At 71.6% G+C, this 17,707-nt stretch carries 16 protein-coding genes; 9 read left to right on the top strand and 7 right to left on the bottom strand.

Annotated elements, in window-relative coordinates; translation table 11 throughout:
* Nucleotides 1–8: 8 nt before the first annotated feature.
* Both ACTIE5_RS17430 and ACTIE5_RS17425 read right to left on the bottom strand, forming a co-directional pair.
* Complete coding sequence (locus ACTIE5_RS17430; RefSeq protein WP_439550980.1) at nucleotides 9–1,910, bottom strand: calcium-binding protein; 1,902 nt, start codon at nucleotides 1,908–1,910, stop codon at nucleotides 9–11.
* An 88-nt stretch (nucleotides 1,911–1,998) separates the two neighbouring features.
* Nucleotides 1,999–2,967, bottom strand: coding sequence for a Bug family tripartite tricarboxylate transporter substrate binding protein (locus ACTIE5_RS17425; protein ID WP_439550979.1), 969 nt, complete (start codon nucleotides 2,965–2,967; stop codon nucleotides 1,999–2,001).
* A 61-nt stretch (nucleotides 2,968–3,028) separates the two neighbouring features.
* Here ACTIE5_RS17425 and ACTIE5_RS17420 point away from each other — a divergent pair, with 61 nt between their 5' ends.
* Nucleotides 3,029–3,493 (top strand): DUF3237 domain-containing protein, encoded by a 465-nt coding sequence (locus tag ACTIE5_RS17420; RefSeq protein ID WP_439550978.1) that lies wholly within the window; start codon nucleotides 3,029–3,031, stop codon nucleotides 3,491–3,493.
* Here the strand turns inward: ACTIE5_RS17420 and ACTIE5_RS17415 are convergent.
* Entirely contained in the window at nucleotides 3,481–4,356 is an 876-nt protein-coding gene (locus ACTIE5_RS17415) for an AraC family transcriptional regulator (protein ID WP_439550977.1), read from the bottom strand. The genes ACTIE5_RS17420 and ACTIE5_RS17415 overlap by 13 nt on opposite strands.
* Before the next feature lie 134 nt (nucleotides 4,357–4,490).
* On the opposite strand from ACTIE5_RS17415, the gene lpdA reads away from it, so the two are divergent.
* The 7 genes from lpdA to rsgA all read left to right on the top strand — a co-directional run bounded on the left by lpdA (nucleotide 4,491) and on the right by rsgA (nucleotide 11,798).
* Nucleotides 4,491–5,882, top strand: coding sequence for a dihydrolipoyl dehydrogenase (lpdA, locus tag ACTIE5_RS17410; protein ID WP_439550976.1), 1,392 nt, complete (start codon nucleotides 4,491–4,493; stop codon nucleotides 5,880–5,882).
* Nucleotides 5,883–5,996: 114 nt separating this feature from the next.
* A complete protein-coding gene (locus ACTIE5_RS17405; RefSeq protein WP_439550975.1) occupies nucleotides 5,997–7,073 on the top strand; it encodes a DNA adenine methylase in 1,077 nt (358 codons plus the stop codon).
* A gap of 35 nt (nucleotides 7,074–7,108) precedes the next feature.
* Nucleotides 7,109–8,419, top strand: a complete 1,311-nt coding sequence (locus ACTIE5_RS17400; protein ID WP_439550974.1) for a class I SAM-dependent methyltransferase — start codon at nucleotides 7,109–7,111, stop codon at nucleotides 8,417–8,419.
* Between the two features lie 27 nt (nucleotides 8,420–8,446).
* Complete coding sequence (locus tag ACTIE5_RS17395) at nucleotides 8,447–8,728, top strand: PGPGW domain-containing protein (protein ID WP_439550973.1); 282 nt, start codon at nucleotides 8,447–8,449, stop codon at nucleotides 8,726–8,728.
* A gap of 82 nt (nucleotides 8,729–8,810) precedes the next feature.
* Nucleotides 8,811–9,347, top strand: coding sequence for a DUF4142 domain-containing protein (locus ACTIE5_RS17390; protein ID WP_439550972.1), 537 nt, complete (start codon nucleotides 8,811–8,813; stop codon nucleotides 9,345–9,347).
* Nucleotides 9,348–9,440: 93 nt separating this feature from the next.
* Nucleotides 9,441–10,598, top strand: a complete 1,158-nt coding sequence (locus tag ACTIE5_RS17385; RefSeq protein WP_439550971.1) for an MFS transporter — start codon at nucleotides 9,441–9,443, stop codon at nucleotides 10,596–10,598.
* Nucleotides 10,599–10,724: 126 nt separating this feature from the next.
* Nucleotides 10,725–11,798: a ribosome small subunit-dependent GTPase A gene (rsgA, locus tag ACTIE5_RS17380; protein WP_439550970.1), complete on the top strand. Its 1,074-nt coding sequence runs from the start codon at nucleotides 10,725–10,727 to the stop codon at nucleotides 11,796–11,798.
* A gap of 1 nt (nucleotide 11,799) precedes the next feature.
* On the opposite strand, the gene ACTIE5_RS17375 is transcribed toward rsgA, so the two are convergent.
* The 4 genes from ACTIE5_RS17375 to fsa all read right to left on the bottom strand — a co-directional run bounded on the left by ACTIE5_RS17375 (nucleotide 11,800) and on the right by fsa (nucleotide 15,278).
* Entirely contained in the window at nucleotides 11,800–12,579 is a 780-nt protein-coding gene (locus tag ACTIE5_RS17375) for an SDR family oxidoreductase (protein WP_439550969.1), read from the bottom strand.
* A gap of 201 nt (nucleotides 12,580–12,780) precedes the next feature.
* Entirely contained in the window at nucleotides 12,781–13,713 is a 933-nt protein-coding gene (locus tag ACTIE5_RS17370; protein WP_439550968.1) for a tyrosine recombinase XerC, read from the bottom strand.
* A 13-nt stretch (nucleotides 13,714–13,726) separates the two neighbouring features.
* A complete protein-coding gene (locus ACTIE5_RS17365; protein WP_439550967.1) occupies nucleotides 13,727–14,464 on the bottom strand; it encodes a DUF484 family protein in 738 nt (245 codons plus the stop codon).
* A gap of 157 nt (nucleotides 14,465–14,621) precedes the next feature.
* On the bottom strand, nucleotides 14,622–15,278 hold the full coding sequence (fsa, locus tag ACTIE5_RS17360; RefSeq protein WP_439550966.1) for a fructose-6-phosphate aldolase: 657 nt from the start codon (nucleotides 15,276–15,278) through the stop codon (nucleotides 14,622–14,624).
* 104 nt (nucleotides 15,279–15,382) lie between these two features.
* Between fsa and ACTIE5_RS17355 the strand changes: the two genes are divergently transcribed.
* Nucleotides 15,383–17,620, top strand: coding sequence for a primosomal protein N' (locus tag ACTIE5_RS17355; protein ID WP_439550965.1), 2,238 nt, complete (start codon nucleotides 15,383–15,385; stop codon nucleotides 17,618–17,620).
* Nucleotides 17,621–17,707 lie beyond the last annotated feature (87 nt).

Raw genomic sequence — 17,707 nt, 5'->3', positions numbered from 1 at the left:
GTTCCCGTTCAGATCACGACGATCTCGGAATCGTTCCAACCCGTCACGCCGTTGAAGCCCGCCAGGCGGATCGCCGCCCCCGCGCCCATGCCATCCGCATCCCACCACAGCGTGGCGTTGCTGCTGTTGAACACGAACTGCCCCGTGCCGGGTGCGCTGGTCGCGGCGTTGCTGGTGCTGGTGATGGCGCGCCCGGTCGCCGCCAGGTTCATCCCCTCGGACAGCCCGCCGCCGAAGCCGCTGGCCATGACCAGGATCCGGTCCTCGATTCCCGCGTAGGCGAAGATGGTGTCGCCGCCTTCGGTCGCGTCGCCGAACAGGAAGCTGTCGCCGCCGGCATCGCCGAACAGCCGGTCCACGCCCTGCCCGCCGCGCAGCGTATCCGCCCCGGCGCCGCCGACCAGCAGGTCGTTCCCATCCCCGCCCAGCAGCCGGTCGAGCCCGTTGCCCCCGTACAGCCGGTCCGCATCCGTGCCGCCATCCAGCGTGTCGTTGCCCGCATCGCCTTCCAGCAGGTCGAAGCCCGCCATGCCCGCCAGGCTGTCCCCGCTTGCGCCGCCATACATGCGGTTCGCCACGGCGTTGCCGGTGCCCACCACGGGGCCGGTGCCGAAGGCGCGCAGCGCCTCGACATGCTCCGGCAGCACGAAGCCCCCAATGCCGCTGATGAAGACCGTGTCGTAGCCGCCAGCGGCATCCTCCAGGATCAGGTCGTCGGCCTCGGCATGGATGGTGTCGTCGCCCGCCCCGCCGGCCAGCGTATCGCGGCCGGTGCCGCCCTTCAGCACGTCGCGCCCCGCGCCGCCCATCAGGCTGTCGTCGCCGGCATCCCCGCGCAGGCCATCATTGCCGTCGCCGCCATCGACGGTATCGTTCCCGTCGCCGCCCAGCAGCCAATCCGCCTCCGCGCCGCCATCCAGGCTGTCGGCGCCGCCTTCGCCGTACAGGCTGTCCCGCTCCAGCCCGCCCAGCAGCGTGTCATTCGCCGTGCCGCCCTGCAGCGTGTCCTGCCCGTCGTCGCCGGACAGCAGATCCGCGCCATCCCCGCCGAACAGCCCGTCATCATCCGCGCCGCCATCCAGCCGGTCATTCCCTGCGCCGCCATGCAGCGCGTCGGCGCCGTTGCCGCCCACCAGGCTGTCCGCGCCGCCTTCGCCGCGCAGCGTATCGGCGCCATCCAGACCCTCCAGCGTGTCCGCCCCGCCGGCCGCGCGCAGCGTGTTGGCCAGCGCATTGCCCTGGCCGCTGAAGGCGGCGGAGGCTTCATGGATCAGGCCCTCCACATTCACCGGCAGGGCATAGGCGGCCAGGCCGGAGACGCGGATGGTGTCGAAGCCCTCCGCCGCGGCCTCCACCACCGAATCGCCGATGTCGTCCACCCAGTAGAGGTCGTCGCCGCTGCCACCCGCCATCGAATCCGCGCCTGCCTGGCCGTTCAGCGCATCGTCCCCGCTGCCGCCATCCAGCGTATCGCCGCCGCCCCCGCCGCGCAGCGTATCCGCCCCGCCCAGCCCCAGCAGGTGATCCGCCATGCCCAGCCCCGTCATGGCGTTGTCGCCGCCATTGCCGGTGCCGGTGAAGGCGATCGCACTGGCCAACACCAGATTCTCCACCGCCGAGGGCAGGGTATAGGCGGCCAGCCCCGTGACGCGGACGGTGTCCGTCCCCTCCCCATCCCGTTCCTCCACCCGCGTGAAGGCGGAGACGGTGTAGAAATCCTGACCCGTGCCGCCCCGCAGCGTGTCGGCGCCGCTGCCGCCATTCAGCACGTCGTCGCCCGACCCGCCTTCCAGCAGGTCATCGCCCCCCATGCCGAGCAGCGTATCCGCGCCGTCTGACCCCGCGATCGTGTTCGCCCGCGCCGTGCCGGTCAGGCGGTCGGCGAAGAGCGTGCCGGTGATGATGGACATGCGAACCCCGTTGCGCCGGATGCGCAACGGTATCGCGGGGCGGTCGGGGCCGTAAACCTGTGATTGATAATCAGGCGATGATGATCGCCTATTCGATGGCGCGGAATCCCGTGGCGCGCACCACCTCCGCCCAGCGGCGGGTCTCGTCCCGCATCAGGGTCGCGAAGGCGTCCCGCCCCCGTCCCGCCGGGCGGAACCCGGCCTCCGCCATCCGCGCGCGCAGCGGCGCGGCCGCCATGGCGGACAGCACGCCGGCTTCCAGCGACGCCACGGTGGATGCGGGCGTCGCCGCCGGCGCCACCAGGCCGAACCAGGAATGGAAGCCGATGGCGCCGAAGCCTCCCTCCGCCAGCGTCGGCACCCCCTGCAGCATGGCCGCGCGTTCAGGCCCGCTGACCGCCAGCGCGCGCAGCCGCCCCGCCTGCACATGCGGCGCCACCAGCGCCAGGCTGCCGAACATGCCCTGCACGTCGCCGCCCAGGATCGCCGTCATCGCATCGCCGGTGGCGCGGAAATGCACGGCCTCGTGCCGCAGCCCGGCCGCGTTCGCCAGCATGGCGGCGCCGAAATGGCCCGGGGTGCCGGCGCCGAAGGTGCCCATGAAGACGGTGGGCCTGGCGCGGCCCCAGGCGACGTAGCCGGCGAGGTCCGTGACCGGTAGGCTGGCCGGCACGACGAAGGCGAAGTCGATCGCCGCCACCTCCGCCACCGCCGCGAAATCCCGCGCGGGGTCGTAGGGCAGGCGGGCATAGGTGCTGGGCGCCATGGCCAGCTGCCCGACCTCCCCGAACAGCAGCGTGGTGCCGTCCGGCGCGGCGCGGGCCACTTCCTGCGCGGCGATGGCGCCGGCGGCGCCGGGGCGGTTGTCCACGACCACCCCCGCGGGCCAGGCTTCCCTCAACCCATCCGCCAGCATCCGTCCCACCAGATCCGGCCCGCTGCCGGCCGGGAAGCCCAGCACCAGGCGCACCGAGCGGTCCGGCAGGGCCGCGCGCGCTGTCGAAAGGGGCAGAAGCAGGCCGGCCGCGGCCAGCACGGAACGGCGCGAGGCGTTCATGGTCGTCACTCCCTGGAATTATTATGATGCATAATGCTCCAACCCCAGGGAGGATTTGAAGATGGAAAACAGCGGGCATCCCACGATGCGCTTCGTGGCGGAGGTGAAGGCCGCGGTCGGCGCGCCCGTCAGCCTCGGCGCTGGCCCCAATGGCGAACGCCGCGTCATCGCCATCCTCGGCGGCACGGTCGAGGGCCCGGGAATGCGGGGCGAGGTCCTGCCCGGCGGCGCCGATTTCCAGCTGATCCGCCCCGATGGGGTGGCGGAGATCGAGGCCCGCTACACGCTCCGCCTCGATGACGGCGCCCTGGTCCAGGTGACGAATCGCGGCCTCCGCCACGCGGCGCCGGAGGACATGGCCAGGCTGCTCCGCGGCGAGCCCGTGCCCCCCGACCGCGTCTATTTCCGCACGTCGCCGGTGTTCGAGGCCGTGGCCCAGCCGCATCTCTGGCTCACCCGCAGCCTCTTCCTCGGCTACGGCGAACGCCGCCCCGATTCGGTGCTGATCCGGATCTACGCGGTCTGATCCTTCAGCGGGATCATCACCGCCGTCAGCCATTCGCTGGGCGGCAGCCCACGCGGGTCGTTCAGGTATTCTTCCCGAGGGGGCTGGTCGCCCGGTTCCTCGCCACTCATGGGCAGCCATTCCCGGTAGAGCCAGGTGTAGGCGCCCTCCAGCTCCGCATAGGGCCCCTTGAAGACCAGCGTCGAGACGCGGGTGGCGGGCAGGTCCAGGATGCGCACGCCTTCACTGCCCTCCACCCCGGGGGGGACGGTCATGCCGGCCTCGGACAGCAGGTCCTTCTCTGGCACCGTCACGGGGTCATTGAGATACAGGGCGATGAAGCGCGCTTCCGCCGTGATCAGCCCGCGCGGGGCGGCCCAGGCCATCAGCCGGTCATAGACCGTGCCGATGGCGGCATAGGGGCCGCGATGGGCCAGGGCGGCCAGGCGCAGCGCGGGTTCCTCGCGGATCGTGACCTCGAACATGCCAGGGTGCTCCCGGTTGGGTGGGGACAAGGGGTTGCCGATCGGGGTGCCGATGCCGCCGCTGTCGCGATACGCCGCGGGCGGTACGCCGTAGGCGCCCCGGAAGGCGCGGGTGAAGGCGGCCGCGCTGCCATAGCCGCAGCTTTTCGCCACCACCGCGACGGGAAGCCCCTCCCGCACCAGCATCGCCGCGGCGCGGGACAGGCGTTCCCGCGCCAGGGTCTCGGCCGGGGTCTCCCCGGTCAGCTCCCGGTAGAGGCGGTGGAAGTGGAAGGGGCTGAAGGCGGCGGCCTCCGCCATCGCCTCCAGGTTGGGGGGGCGGGCCGGGTCGGCGGCGATCAGCGCCATCGCGCGGGCGATGCGCCGTCCATAATCGATGCGGGTGCTCTGCTTCGGCATGGGCGTATCATGCCCCAGCGTCGCTTGATCGCGCTTGCGAAGTTGGTCCGGCCCCCGAAGCCCTTGGGCCTTGAACCCTGGCGCCCGGCGCGTATGGTCCGGCCGCAGAAGGCAAGGCATCAGGACCACTTCCCATGGCAGACAGTTTCGACGTCATCGTGATCGGCGCCGGCCCCGGCGGCTATGTCTGCGCGATCCGCGCGGCACAGCTCGGCATGAAGGTCGCGTGCGTCGAGAAGCGGGCGACGCTCGGCGGCACCTGCCTCAATGTCGGCTGCATCCCCTCCAAGGCCCTGCTGCAATCCTCCGAGCATTTCGAGGAAGCCAACCACAAGCTGGCGGAGCATGGCGTGAATGTCGGCCAGGTCTCGCTCGACCTGGCGCGCATGCAGGCCCGGAAGGCGGAGGTCGTGGGCGCCAACGTCAAGGGCGTGGAGTTCCTGTTCAAGAAGAACAAGGTCACCTGGCTCAAGGGTTCTGGCCGCGTGGTCGCCGCCGGCCAGGTGGATGTGGACGGCACCACCTACGCCACGAAGCACATCGTCATCGCCACGGGGTCCGAAAGCACGCCGCTGCCCGGCGTGACGGTGGATGAGAAGCGGATCGTCACCTCCACCGGCGCGCTGGAGCTGGAGAAGGTCCCCGGCCACCTCGTCGTCATCGGCGGCGGCGTCATCGGCCTCGAACTCGGCAGCGTCTGGCGCCGCCTCGGCGCGCAGGTGACGGTGGTGGAGTTCCTGGACCGCATCGTCCCCGGCATGGACAACGAGATCGGCAAGGCCTTCGAACGCACCCTCGCCAAGCAGGGCATCAAGTTCAAGCTGAAGACCAAGGTGACCGGCGCGAGCGTCACCGATGCCGGCGTGACCCTGACGACGGAGCCCGTCGGCGGTGGCGCGGCGGAGACGCTGGCGGCCGATGTCGTGCTGCTGGCCATCGGCCGCCGCCCGCATGTGGAGGGCCTGGGCCTGGCGGAAGCCGGCGTGGCGCTGGATGAGCGCGGCCGGGTGAAGACGGATGGCCATTTCGCCACCAACATCCCCGGCATCTGGGCGATCGGCGACGTCATCGTCGGCCCCATGCTGGCGCACAAGGCGGAGGATGAGGGCGTGGCCCTGGCCGAGCAGATCGCCGGCCAGAAGCCCCACATCAACTACGATGCGATCCCGGGCGTCGTTTACACCTGGCCGGAAGTGGCCAACATCGGCAAGACCGAGGAGGAACTGAAGGCGCAAGGCGTCGCCTACAAAGTAGGAAAATTTCCATTCACCGCGAATGGCCGCGCCCGTGCCATGGCCTCCATGGACGGCTTCGTGAAGATCCTGGCGGACAAGGAGACGGACCGCGTGCTCGGCGCCCATATCCTCGGCCCCGATGCCGGCACGCTGATCGCGGAGATCGCGGTGGCGATGGAATTCGGCGCCAGCGCCGAGGACGTCGCCCGCACCTGCCACGCCCATCCCACGTTGAACGAGGCGGTGAAGGAAGCCGCCCTCGCGGTGGATGGGCGGGCGCTGCATATCTGACATGGTCGTGGCTTGCCTCTGCCGCCCCTCTCTTGAAAGGGGTGAGAGGTCCAGGGTGAGGGGGGCGTCGCGCCCTCCCATCCGGCGCCGGCAGACTCGTCCCGGCGCCCCGCCGTGCCACAAGGCAGCGGCAGCCTGATAAAATACCTTGGCTCCAAGCGCGCCCTGCTCGGCCAGGTGCTGCGCGCCGTCGGCGCCGCGGCCGGCGACGGCGCGGTGGTCGCGGACCTCTTCTCCGGCTCCGCCCGCGTCGCCCATGCGCTGAAGGCCGCGGGCTGGCGCGTGGTGGCCAATGACCACCTGGCCTTCGCCCATGCCCTGGCGCTGGGCACCGTCCAATCCGACGCCGAACGCTGGTCCGTCCAGGCCCGCGCCATCCTGGCGAAGCTCTCCCACCTCCCGCCCACCCCCGGTTGGTTCACGGAAACCTATGCGGAGGGCGCCCGCTACCTCCACCCCGCCAATGCCGCGCGGCTGGAAGCGGTGCGGGACGCGATCGAACGCCTGGACCCCGAGCCCGAGCTGCGCGCCATCCTGCTGACCGCGCTGCTGCAGGCCGCGGACCGCGTGGACAGCACCGCGGGCCACCAGATGGCCTTCATGCGGGAATGGGCGCCGCGCGCCCTCAAGCCCCTCGAACTCCGCCTGCCCGAATTGCTGCCCCGCCCCGCCGCCGGCCCATGCCTGGCGCTGCAACGGGATGCCGTGGATCTGGCGGGGGAGATCGATTGCGACGTCGCCTATATCGACCCGCCCTATGACCAGCACGCCTACCTGTCCAACTACCATCTGTGGGAGACGCTGGTGCGCTGGGACCGGCCGGAAACCTATGGCCGCGCCGCCAAGCGCGTGGAATGCCGCACCCGCCGCAGCGCCTTCAACAACCGCCGCGAGATCGGCCCCGCCTTCGCCCGCCTGGTCGGCACGCTGCGCGCCCGCACCCTCGTCGTCTCCTTCGGCGCGGAGGGTTTTCTCCAGAAGGAGGAGCTGGAACGGATGCTCGCCGCCCGTGGCTTCCTCCGTGTGCTGGAAATCCCCCATCGCCGCTATGCCGGCACCCGCCTCGGCATCCATAACGGAAGGGGGGAGCGCGTGGGCATCCCCGGTGCGGACACGACGGTCGAACGCCTCTATGTCGTCAGCGATCGCCGGCTGGACCTGCCCGCGGACCAGCCCTGGGCGGATGCCTGATCCGCGCCACCCCGTCTATGACCGGAGCCCTGCCCATGCCCGAGACCACCCCGGACCGCCGCGCAGAGGGCATCCGCCGCCTCGCCGACCACATCGGCGGCCTGCTCAAGGCCGATGTGGTGCTGCGGCTCTGGGATGGTTCCACCGTGAAGCTGGGGCCGGAGGCGCGGGACGATCTGGCCATCGCCATCCGCGACCCCGCCTTGCTGACGCGCCTGGTGCGCAAGCCGAAGCTCGGCACGCTGATCGAGGGCTTCGCCACCGGCGCCATCGGGATCGAGGGCGGCACCCTGCTCGACCTGGCCACGCGGGCGGAGGGCGGCCGGCGCGGATTGCTGAAGAAGGTGGACAAGGGCCTGGCGGCGCGGGCGCTGCTGCCCTTCCTGTTCGGGTCAGGACCTGCCGTCACGGACCATGGCTGGCGCGGCCCCGGCGATGCCGCGCAGTACGGCAAGGGGCGCGACGACAAGGCCCTGATGCATTTCCACTACGATCTGTCGAACGCCTTCTACGCGCTCTTCCTCGATCCCGAGATGGTCTACACTTGCGCCTATTGGCCGACGCCGGAGACGACGCTGGCGCAGGCGCAATTCGCCAAGCTCGACCTGGTCTGCCGCAAGCTCCGTCTCTCCCCCGGGGAACGCCTGCTCGATATCGGCTGCGGCTGGGGCGGCATGGTGATCCACGCGGCCACGCATTGGGGCGTGCACGCCACCGGCGTGACCCTGGCGGAGGAGCAATTCGCCTATGCGACGGAGAAGGTGAAGCGCCTCGGCCTGCAGGATCGCGTGACGATCCTGCTGAAGGATTTTCGCCAGTTGGACACCCCCCCCTTCGACAAGGTGTCGTCCATCGGGATGTATGAGGCGGTCGGGCTGGATAACCGGGAGGGCTATTTCAAGGGCGTGAAGGAACGCCTCCGCCCCCGCGGCGCCTACCTCCACCACGCCATCGCCCGCCCGATGAAGAAGAACGAGAAGGAATTCCGGAAGAAGCGCCCGGAGTTCGAGGCGCTGGTGAAATACATCTTCCCAGGCGGGGAGCTGGACCACCTCGGCGGCACCCACGATGCCATGGAGCGCAACGGCTTCGAGATCCACGATGCCGAGGGCCTGCGGGAGCATTACGGCCGCACCTGCCGCGCCTGGACGGAGAACCTGCACGCCAACCGCGACGCCGCCATCGCGGAGGTCGGCAGCGCCAAGACCGACCTCTGGCTGCTCTACCTCGCGGGCTGCGCGCTGGCCTTCGAACGCGGCACGGTCGGCGTCTTCCAGACGCTCGCCACCCGCCGCGCCCGCGGCCCCGCCGGCCTGCCCGCGACCCGCGCTGACCTCTACCGATAGGGCCCCCGGAGCCCCATCTACCTTCCCATGATGGAGTTCCGCCCCTCGCTGCCCCGCAAGATCGCGGGGTGGTCGCTTCTCGTCCTTGGTGTCATCGGCTTCATCCTGCCGATCCTCCAGGGTGCCGTGTTCACCGCGCTCGGCCTCTTCGTGCTGCGCCACCAGTATCTCTGGGCGCATCGCGGCCTGGGCTGGGCGGGGTACCGCTGGCCGAAGGCGGTCGCCAAGGTCGAGGAGATGGAAACGCGCCTCATCGCCTGGGGCGGCCGGAAGCGGGACGGGCTGCGGCGCCTGCTGCGGCGCGGGTAGCCCGCGACTGAACCCTTTCCGCGAAACCCTCGGCGCCTTCTCTCGTTCTACGGCCTGACGCCACCGAACCGGAGACAACGCCGTGAACCGACGCCGCCTGATCCTGGCCAGCACCCTGCTGCTGCCCGCCATGCCCGCCTTCGCCCAATCCTCCTCCAGCCTGCTGAACCTGTTCGCAGGCACCGGCGCGGGCGCGAATGCCTTCGTGGAACGCGTCACCATCGCCAGCAATTTCGAGGTCGATTCCAGCAAGACCCTGCTGGAGAAGAGCATCCATCCCCAGATCCGCGACTACGCGACGCGCATGATCGCCGACCACACCGCGATCCTGGCCGAGCTCCGTGCCCTGCCGGATGCCGCCACGCGCCTGCCGGCGGGCCTGGATGACCGGACGCAGGAGAAGCTCATCCGCCTCCGCACCTTCGAGGGTGACGAGCTGAACCGCTGGTACGTCCAGATGCAGGTGGACGGCCACAAGGAGACGGTGGAGATCTTCGAGGCCTATGCCGCGAACGGCGAGGTGCCGCGCCTGAAGGAATTCGCGCAGCGCCACCTGCCTTCCATGCGCGCCCACCTGGCCGCGGCCGAGGCCCTGCAGGGGCCCCGCCCGCCGCAATAATCCCAGGGCGAATAATCCCAGGGCGAATAGTCACCGGGCAATTGTCACACGGCCCGGCTTGGCCCGGCCGGCGGCGCGTAGCACCCTGGCTGGATGCTGCGCGTCGCCATCGGGCTCGGGGTTGCCCAGACCATCGCCTGGGCCTGCACCTACTACCTGCCCGCCGTCATCGCGGTGGCGGTGGCGGAATCGCATGGCGTCTCCCGCACCCTGGTCGTCGCGGCCTTTTCCGCCGCGCTGCTGGTGGCGGGCCTCTGCGCGCCGCGCGTCGGCCGGGCGATCGAGGCCGGCGGCGGGCGCAACCTGCTGGCCGTCTCCGCCTTGGTCATCGCCCTCGGCCTGGCGCTGCTGGGGCTGCTGCCGGGGCTCTGGGGTTGGACCATCGGCTGGCTGGTGCTCGGCCTCGGCATGGCGATGGGCCTCTATGAGGCCGCCTTCGCCACGCTGGGGCGGCTGTTCGGCCAGCAGGCGCGGCGCGGCATCACCACCGTCACGCTCTTCGCCGGCTTCGCCAGCACCATCGGCTTCCCGGTCGGCGCCGCGCTGCTGCCCTTCCTCGGCTGGCGCGGGCTTTGCCTGGCCTATGCCGCCGTGCATGTGCTGGTGGTGCTGCCGATCTACTGGTTCACGGTGCCGCCGGGCGTGCCCGCCGCCGCCACCGCCGCGGCCAGGCCCCGGCCTGATGCCGCGGCGCTCGCCTGGGCCAGGCGAGCCTTCCTGCTGCTGGCCGCCTTCTTCATCCTGCGCTCCATCATCTCCGCCGTCTTCGGCGTGCACCTGATCGCGCTGCTGGAAGCACTCGGCCTTGGTATCGCGGTCGCCGTCGGCATCGCGGCCGCCGTGGGCGCGGCGCAGGTCGGCGGGCGGTTGCTGGAATTCACGCTCGGCGCCGGCACCCATCCGCTGAAGGTCGCGCGGCTCGGCGCCCTGCTGCTGCCGGCCGGCGTGCTGGCGCTGCTGCTGGCGGGGCCCGTCGCGGCGCTGCCCTTCGCGCTGGCCTATGGCGCCTCCAACGGCATCCTCACCATCAGCCGCGGCACCGTCCCCCTCGCGCTCTTCGGGGCGGAGGGCTACGCCGTGCTGATGGGCCGCATGGCCATGCCCGTGCTGGTCGCCCAGGCGCTGGCGCCCACGCTGGCCACGCCGCTGGTGGAGACGCTGCCCGCCATGGCGGTCTTCGGCATGGCGGGGCTGATGGCGCTGGCGGCGCTGGGCTGCCTGATGCTGGTGGCGCCGCGCCCGGCATCCTGACGCCCGGCCCCCTGACGCCCGGCACATCGTCGCCAGCACGGCGATCGAATCGGCCGGCCCCGCAGGAAGGGCACCCCCGAGGCCTGCCAGGTGCTACGCTGCGGGATGGACGACACGGGGCCCCACTTGATCGAACAACATGGCTGGTCCGATGAATGGCGCGCGGCCTTCGCGCCCCATGCCCGTGCGGGCCTGATTCCTGGCCGCATCGTCGTCCAGCAGCGCGAATACAACCTCGTCATCACCGAAGCCGGCATCCTCAACGCCCGCCTCTCCGGCCGCCTGCGGCATGAGGCGGCGGAGGGCGGGCACCCCGCCGCCGGGGATTGGGTGGCGCTGGCCGCCAAGCCGGCGGAGGGCACCGCCACCATCCACGCCGTCCTGCCCCGCCGCACCGCCTTCATCCGCCGCGCCGCCGACAGCGTCCGCACGCTGCAGGTCATCGCCGCCAATATCGACATCGTCTTCGTCGTGACCTCGCTGAACGCCGATCTCAACCCGCGCCGGATGGAACGCTTCCTCGCCGCCGCCTGGCAGAGTGGCGCGCGGCCCGTGGTGGTGCTGACCAAGGCCGATCTGGCCGACCAGCCGGAGGCCCGCCTGGCGGAGATCGCGGCGCTGGCCGCCGGCTGCCCCGTCGTCATCGTCTCCGCCCGGGACGGGCAGGGGCTGGACGACCTCCGCGCCCATATCGCGCCCGGGGAGACCTGCGTGCTGATCGGCTCCTCCGGCGTCGGCAAATCCACTTTGGTGAACACCCTGCTGGGAGAGGCCCGGATGGCCACGCAGGAGATCCGGGAGGACGACGCCAAGGGCCGCCATACCACCAGCCATCGCCAGTTGGTCCTGCTGCCCGGCGGCGGCATGATCCTGGATACGCCCGGCATCCGCGAAGTCGGCCTGGTCGATGCCGAGGAAGGCGTGGTCGCGGTGTTCGAGGATATCGAGGCCCTGGCCGAGACCTGCCGCTTCAACGATTGCGGCCATACCAACGAACCCGGCTGCGCCGTGCGCGGGGCGCTGGAGGACGGCACGCTCGACCCCGATCGCTGGGCCGCCTTCCAGAAGCTGCGCGACGAACTCGCCGCCGCCGCGCAGGTCAAGGATCGCGCGACGCAGGATGCCGACCGCGTCCGCGCCGCGAAGCAGCAGCGGTCCTACCGCAAGGCCAAGACGAAGCTGCGCGGGGGGGACAGCTGATTCAACTCATGCTGGCCGTCACGCCGCCATCGACGAAGATCAACTGGCCGGAGACGAAGTCGCTGGCCGGGGAGGCGAGGAACACCGTCGTGCCCGCGATCTCCTCCGCATTGGCGTAGCGCCCGGCGGGGCAGCGGCGCTTCACCATCGCCAGCCATTCCGGGTTGTCCAGCAGCGGGCGGTTCATCTCGGTATCGAACCACCCGGGCCCGATGGCGTTGCACTGGATGTTGTAGGGGCCGAGTTCCACCGCCAGCGCCCGGATGAACATCTTGATGCCCCCCTTGGCGGAGGCATAGGGCGTGATGGTCGCCCGCCCGAGGTCCGACGCCAGCGACCCCGTCGCGATCACCTTCCCCCGCCGCCTTTCCTTCATTCCCGGGACCACCAGGCGCGAAAGCCGCCACAGCGCGGTCAGGTGCGTGTCCAGCACGCTGTGCCAGCCTTCCTCCGTCGTCTGCTCCACCGGCGCGCGGTGCTGGTTGCCAGCGTTGTGGACCAGGATGTCGATGGGCCCCATCGCGCGCACCGCGGCCTCCACCGCCGGGCCGTCCGTCACGTCGAAGGCGCTGATGCGGGCATCGAGCCCATCGGCCCGCAGCGCATCCGCCTGCGCCTCCAGCGTCGCGGCGTCCCGCCCGTTCAGGATCACGGTGGCGCCCGCCTGCGCCAGGCCGCGGGCCATGGCGGCGCCGAGGCCGCGGGACGCGCCGGTGATGAGGGCGACGCGGCCGGTCAGGTCGAATTGGCGCGCATGGGCGGCGCGGGCGGTGTCGGTCATGGCGGTTCGCTCCCGGTTGTGTTGGGGGGAGCGTGCCATTGCTTCGGCGCGGTGGGGAAGGCGCTGCCTTCCCCACACCCCATCCGCCCCCCAGTGAAAGATTGGGAGGCAGAGCCTCCTGGACCATCTAAAATTCAAGGGTTCCAAGGGCCCGCTGGCCCTTGGCGAGGGGGAGCAGCGCTCCCCCTGCGGCAACCCGCCTCATTCCGCCCGCGGATGCGCCTTCTGCCACGTCTCCAGCAGCGCCGCCGCATCCACCCGCGTGTAGCGCTGCGTCGTGGACAGGCTCGCATGCCCCAGCAATTCCTGGATGGCGCGCAGATCCGCCCCGCCCCCCAGCAGATGCGTCGCGAAGGAATGCCGCAGCGCATGCGGCGTCGCATGTTCCGGCAGCCCCGCCAGGCGCCGCCAGTTCCGCAGATGCCGCTGCGCCACGGCAGGATCCAGCCTGGCCCCCCGCGCGCCGACGAAGAGCGGGCTGTCGGGATGCCGGTCCGGATGTTCCGCCAGCCAGGCCTCCATCGCCTGCCGCACCGCCGGCAGCACCGGCACCAGGCGCTCCTTGTTGCCCTTGCCCGTCACGCGCAGCGCGGAGTCCTGCCCCGCCCGCGGCGCATCCTTCACGTCCAGTGCCAGCGCCTCCGCGATCCGCAGCCCGCAGCCGTAAAGCAGCGTGAACAGCGCCACATCCCGCGCCGCCTGCATGCGCGGCTGCTCGGACCGATCGGGGTCATGCACCCCCCCGATATTCGCCGCGATGTCCTTGGCATCGGCGGCCGACAGTGCCCGCGGCACCGGCGCCCCCGCACGCGGCCCGCGCATCCCCGCCAGCGCCGCCACCGGGTGGCCCTGCCGCCGCGCCAGATCCCGCAGGAAGCCGCGGATCGCCGCCAGGCGCCGGGCGCGCGTGGCATTGGCATCGCCCGCACGCGCACGCTCCGCCAGGAAGCCCCGGATATCGGCGGGCCGCAGCGTGGCGAGGGCGGTCGTATCCGGCACCTCGCCCAGGTGCCGGGTCAGGAAATCGATGAACAGCGCGAGGTCCGCGCCATAGGCCTCCACCGTATTGGCGCTGGCGCGCCGTTCCTGCGCCAGCATCCGCAGCCAGGCAGCGGCTGCCTCCGGCGCTTCCATCAACGGCCCGGCATCAGCGAGAGAGCGCCGCCGCCACCGCGCGGCCCAGGAAGGCGAGCGTCGTCACCGCCTGCCGCGCCGGCAGCGCCGCCGCATCCCGCGCGCCGAGTGCCAGCATGCAGGGCGTGCCGCACCACAGCGGCACCCGCGCCACCGCATCCCGCGTCACCAGGGCCGCGGCCTCCGCGTGCAGCAATTCGGCATCGGTGATCTCGGTCCGCACCCGCGCATCACGTCCGCGCCCGACCAGCCGGGCGATGGTCCCCGGCGGCAGCATCCGCACGCCCTGGCGGGGCAGGGAGGTTTCGGCCGGCGCCCGGCGGCCGGGCAGGAAGGATGGCGCGCCGGCCGGTTCCGCGAAGATCGCGCAGCTTTCGATGCGCAGCAGCGCGGGCAGTTCCTGGCTGACGGTTTCCGGGATGTCGCGGGACCGCATCAGCGCCAGCGTCGCCAGCCGCACGCGCAGCACCAGCGCCGCGCCGGCGCGGCCATCATCGATGGCGGCCTGGACCTCGGCCTCCAGCTGCCGCGTGCGCGCGCGCTCCGCGGCCACCATCGCCGCCATGTGGTCGGCCAGATTCTCCCCATGCACCCGGCGCGGCGGCACCAGCGCCCGGTACAGGTCGGGGTGTCGGACCAGGAAGTCCGGATGGTCGCACAGATACGCCGCGACCTCCTCAGCCGTCAGTGCGTGGCCACCCGCGGCAAGCGCCGCCGCGGTATCGAGGAGGGTCGCGGCGTTCGATGTCATGCCAACGGCCTTGATGAGGGACCTGCGGCCGGCAAAGCCGGCCGAGGCCGCGAATGCGGCCCGCCGCTCATGCGGCGAGCCAAGCGGCCGGAGGCCGCGCCCGGCGCTTGAGGGCGACGAAAGAAGCCCGACGAGTCGCCGGAGGCGGCCGACGGGGTCACAGGATGCTCTGCCCCGTCTTCGCCCAATCCGCCAGGAAGGCGGCGAGCCCGGCCTCGGTGAGCGGATGCTTGAGAAGCTGGCGGATGACAGCCGGCGGCAGCGTCGCCACATGGGCACCGAGCTTGGCCGACTGCACCAGGTGGATCGGGTGCCGGATGGAAGCGACCAGCACTTCCGTCTTCAGCCCGGGATAGTTGCGGTAGATCTGGACGATGTCGGCGATCAGCGCCATGCCATCGGTGGAGATGTCGTCCAGCCGGCCGACGAAGGGCGAGATGAAGGTGGCACCCGCCTTCGCCGCCAGCAGCGCCTGGGCGGCGGAGAAGCAGAGCGTGACATTCACCGGCGTGCCTTCCTGCGACAGCGCCCTGCAGGTGCGGAGCCCCGCTTCCGTCAGCGGCACCTTCACGCAGACATTCGGCGCGATCCCGCGCAGGTACCGGCCCTCCGCCAGCATCCCCGCGAAATCGGTCGCCGTGACCTCCGCGCTCACGGGGCCCTCCGTGATGGCGCAGATCTCGGCGATCACCTCCGCCATCTTGCGACCGGACTTGGCGATCAGGCTCGGGTTGGTGGTGACGCCATCGACCAGGCCCGCTTCCGCCAGGCTGCGGATATCGGCCACATCGGCGGTATCGACGAAGAACTTCATCAGGCTTGGTCCCTTTGGCCTATCAACCGGCGACGCATCCCTTGCGGTGCGGCAGCCGGGCCAGCGAAAATCGTTTCGCTTTCGTTCACTCTGGAGCTTATAGCATGCGCCCCTCCGGGCGGAAGTCTTCGCCCCCGAACCAACCTGCCGGCGTGGCTTCCGCGCCACGGGTCCGGGTCCTGCTGCCACTTCCCCTGGCGGCCGGCGCCTATGACTACCGCCTGCCCCAGGGCTTCGTTGCGCCTTTGGGATCCTTCGTGGTTGTGCCCCTGAACGGCCGTGAAACCCTGGGTGTGGTCTGGGACGGGGAGGGCAATCCGGACCTCGCCCCCTCACGTCTGCGCGACGTCATGACGGTGCTGGATGTTCCACCCATGGGCGAAAACCTGCGCCGCTTCGTGGACTGGGTGGCCGCCTATACGCTCAGCCCCCCCGGCGCCGTGCTGCGCATGGCGATGAGCAGCCCCGGCGCCTTCACCCCCCCCTCCGCCAAGGCCGGCTGGCAGCGCGCGCCGGGCGAAGGCCGCAACGCCCCCGACCCCCGCATGACCCCCGCGCGGCTCCGCGTGATGGAAGCCCTCCCGCCCGGGGAGGTGATGTCCGGCACCGCATTGGCCGAGGCCGCCGGCGTCTCCCCCGCCGTGGTCCGCGGCCTGGCCGATGCGGGAATGCTGGTGCCCGCCTTGCTGCCGGAAGGTGACCTGTTCCCGCCGCCCGACCCCGAACACCCCGGCCCCATTTTGCTGCCCGACCAGGCCAGTGCGGCGGCGCGACTGCGGGAGAAGGTCGCCGAACGCCGCTTCGGCGTCACGCTGCTGACCGGCGTGACAGGGTCCGGCAAGACGGAAGTCTATCTCGATGCCGTCGCGGAATGCCTCCGCCGCGGAAGGCAGGCCCTTGTCCTGCTGCCGGAAATCGCGCTCTCCGCCCAGTGGCTAGACCGCTTCCGCGCCCGCTTCGGGGTCTCCCCCGCCCTTTGGCACTCCGAACTCGGCACCCGCACCCGCGCCCGCACCTGGCGCGCCGTGGCGGAAGGCGGCGTGCAGGTGCTGGTCGGCGCGCGATCCGCGCTGTTCCTGCCCTTCCCGGACCTCGGCCTGATCATCGTGGATGAGGAACACGAGACCGCCTTCAAGCAGGAGGACGGCGTCGTCTACCACGCCCGCGACATGGCCGTGGTCCGCGCCCGGCTTTCCCAGGCCTCCTGCATCCTCGTCTCCGCCACGCCCTCCCTGGAGACCCTCAACAATGTGGAGGCCGGGCGCTACGACCACGTCGACCTTCCCCAGCGCCACGGCGCGGCGGGGATGCCGGGGGTGGAGGCGATCGACCTCCGCAAGCACGCCCCCGAACGCGGCCGCTTCATCGCACCACCCCTGATCGAGGCCATCCGCGAAACCCTGGCCCGCGGCGAACAGGCCATGCTGTTCCTGAACCGCCGCGGCTACGCCCCCCTCACGCTCTGCCGCGCCTGCGGCCACCGGATGCGCTGCCCCAACTGCACCGCCTGGCTGGTCGAACACCGCGCCCAGCGCCGCCTGCAATGTCACCATTGCGGCCACGCGGAACCCATCCCGCCCACCTGCCCCGAATGCAACGCGCCGGGCACCCTGACGCCCGTCGGCCCCGGCGTGGAACGGGTGGTGGAGGAAGCGACCGAACTCTTCCCCGACGCCCGCCGCATCGTCATGGCCAGCGACACCATCCCCGGCCCCGCCGCCGCCACCGCCGCCGCGGATTCCATCGCGACGCGCCAGGTGGACCTCATCATCGGCACGCAGATCGTCGCCAAGGGCTGGCACTTCCCCCACCTGACGCTGGTCGGCGTGGTGGACGCGGACCTCGGCCTGGCGGGCGGGGACCTCCGCGCCGCCGAACGCACGCTCCAACTCCTCCACCAGGTCTCCGGCCGCGCCGGGCGCGCCGAAGCCCCGGGCCGGGTCCTGCTGCAGACCTTCAACCCGGACCACCCGGTGATGCGGGCCCTCGTCTCCGGCGACCTCGAAGCCTTCATGGCGGAAGAAGCCGCCGGCCGCCGCCCCGGCCACTGGCCCCCCTATGGCCGCCTCGCCGCCCTCATCGTCAGCGCGGAAGACGAACGCGAAGCCGACCGCGCCGCGCGCGACCTCGGCCTCGCGGCGCCGCGCGCCGACGGCGTCGAAATCCTCGGCCCCGCGCCCGCCCCCCTCGCGCTGCTGCGCGGCCGCCACCGCCGCCGCCTGCTGCTGAAAGCCCGCAAGGACGTCCAGATCCAACCCCTCCTCCGCGACTGGCTCGCCCGCGTCAAACTCCCCAACAGCGTGCGCGTGCAAGTGGACGTGGACCCGGTGGGGTTCCTGTAGCGGGGGTGTCGCGCGGGTGGGGTTGCACGGGTGGCCGGGGGGGGGGGGGGGGGGGGGGGGGGGGGGGGGGGGGGGGGGGGGGGGGGG

Source organism: Falsiroseomonas sp. (assembly GCF_051859025.1).
GTDB lineage: Bacteria > Pseudomonadota > Alphaproteobacteria > Acetobacterales > Acetobacteraceae > Falsiroseomonas.
This window is presented reverse-complemented; position numbering and strand designations above follow the sequence as displayed.

Bases quoted from the DNA above. Each gene is read 5' to 3' on its own strand.
- ACTIE5_RS17430 (WP_439550980.1), bottom strand. From the start codon at position 1,910: ATGTCCATCATCACCGGCACGCTCTTCGCCGACCGCCTGACCGGCACG.
- ACTIE5_RS17425 (WP_439550979.1), bottom strand. From the start codon at position 2,967: ATGAACGCCTCGCGCCGTTCCGTGCTGGCCGCGGCCGGCCTGCTTCTG.
- ACTIE5_RS17420 (WP_439550978.1), top strand. From the start codon at position 3,029: ATGGAAAACAGCGGGCATCCCACGATGCGCTTCGTGGCGGAGGTGAAG.
- ACTIE5_RS17415 (WP_439550977.1), bottom strand. From the start codon at position 4,356: ATGCCGAAGCAGAGCACCCGCATCGATTATGGACGGCGCATCGCCCGC.
- lpdA (WP_439550976.1), top strand. From the start codon at position 4,491: ATGGCAGACAGTTTCGACGTCATCGTGATCGGCGCCGGCCCCGGCGGC.
- ACTIE5_RS17400 (WP_439550974.1), top strand. From the start codon at position 7,109: ATGCCCGAGACCACCCCGGACCGCCGCGCAGAGGGCATCCGCCGCCTC.
- ACTIE5_RS17395 (WP_439550973.1), top strand. From the start codon at position 8,447: ATGATGGAGTTCCGCCCCTCGCTGCCCCGCAAGATCGCGGGGTGGTCG.
- ACTIE5_RS17385 (WP_439550971.1), top strand. From the start codon at position 9,441: ATGCTGCGCGTCGCCATCGGGCTCGGGGTTGCCCAGACCATCGCCTGG.
- ACTIE5_RS17375 (WP_439550969.1), bottom strand. From the start codon at position 12,579: ATGACCGACACCGCCCGCGCCGCCCATGCGCGCCAATTCGACCTGACC.
- ACTIE5_RS17370 (WP_439550968.1), bottom strand. From the start codon at position 13,713: ATGGAAGCGCCGGAGGCAGCCGCTGCCTGGCTGCGGATGCTGGCGCAG.
- ACTIE5_RS17365 (WP_439550967.1), bottom strand. From the start codon at position 14,464: ATGACATCGAACGCCGCGACCCTCCTCGATACCGCGGCGGCGCTTGCC.
- fsa (WP_439550966.1), bottom strand. From the start codon at position 15,278: ATGAAGTTCTTCGTCGATACCGCCGATGTGGCCGATATCCGCAGCCTG.
- ACTIE5_RS17355 (WP_439550965.1), top strand. From the start codon at position 15,383: ATGCGCCCCTCCGGGCGGAAGTCTTCGCCCCCGAACCAACCTGCCGGC.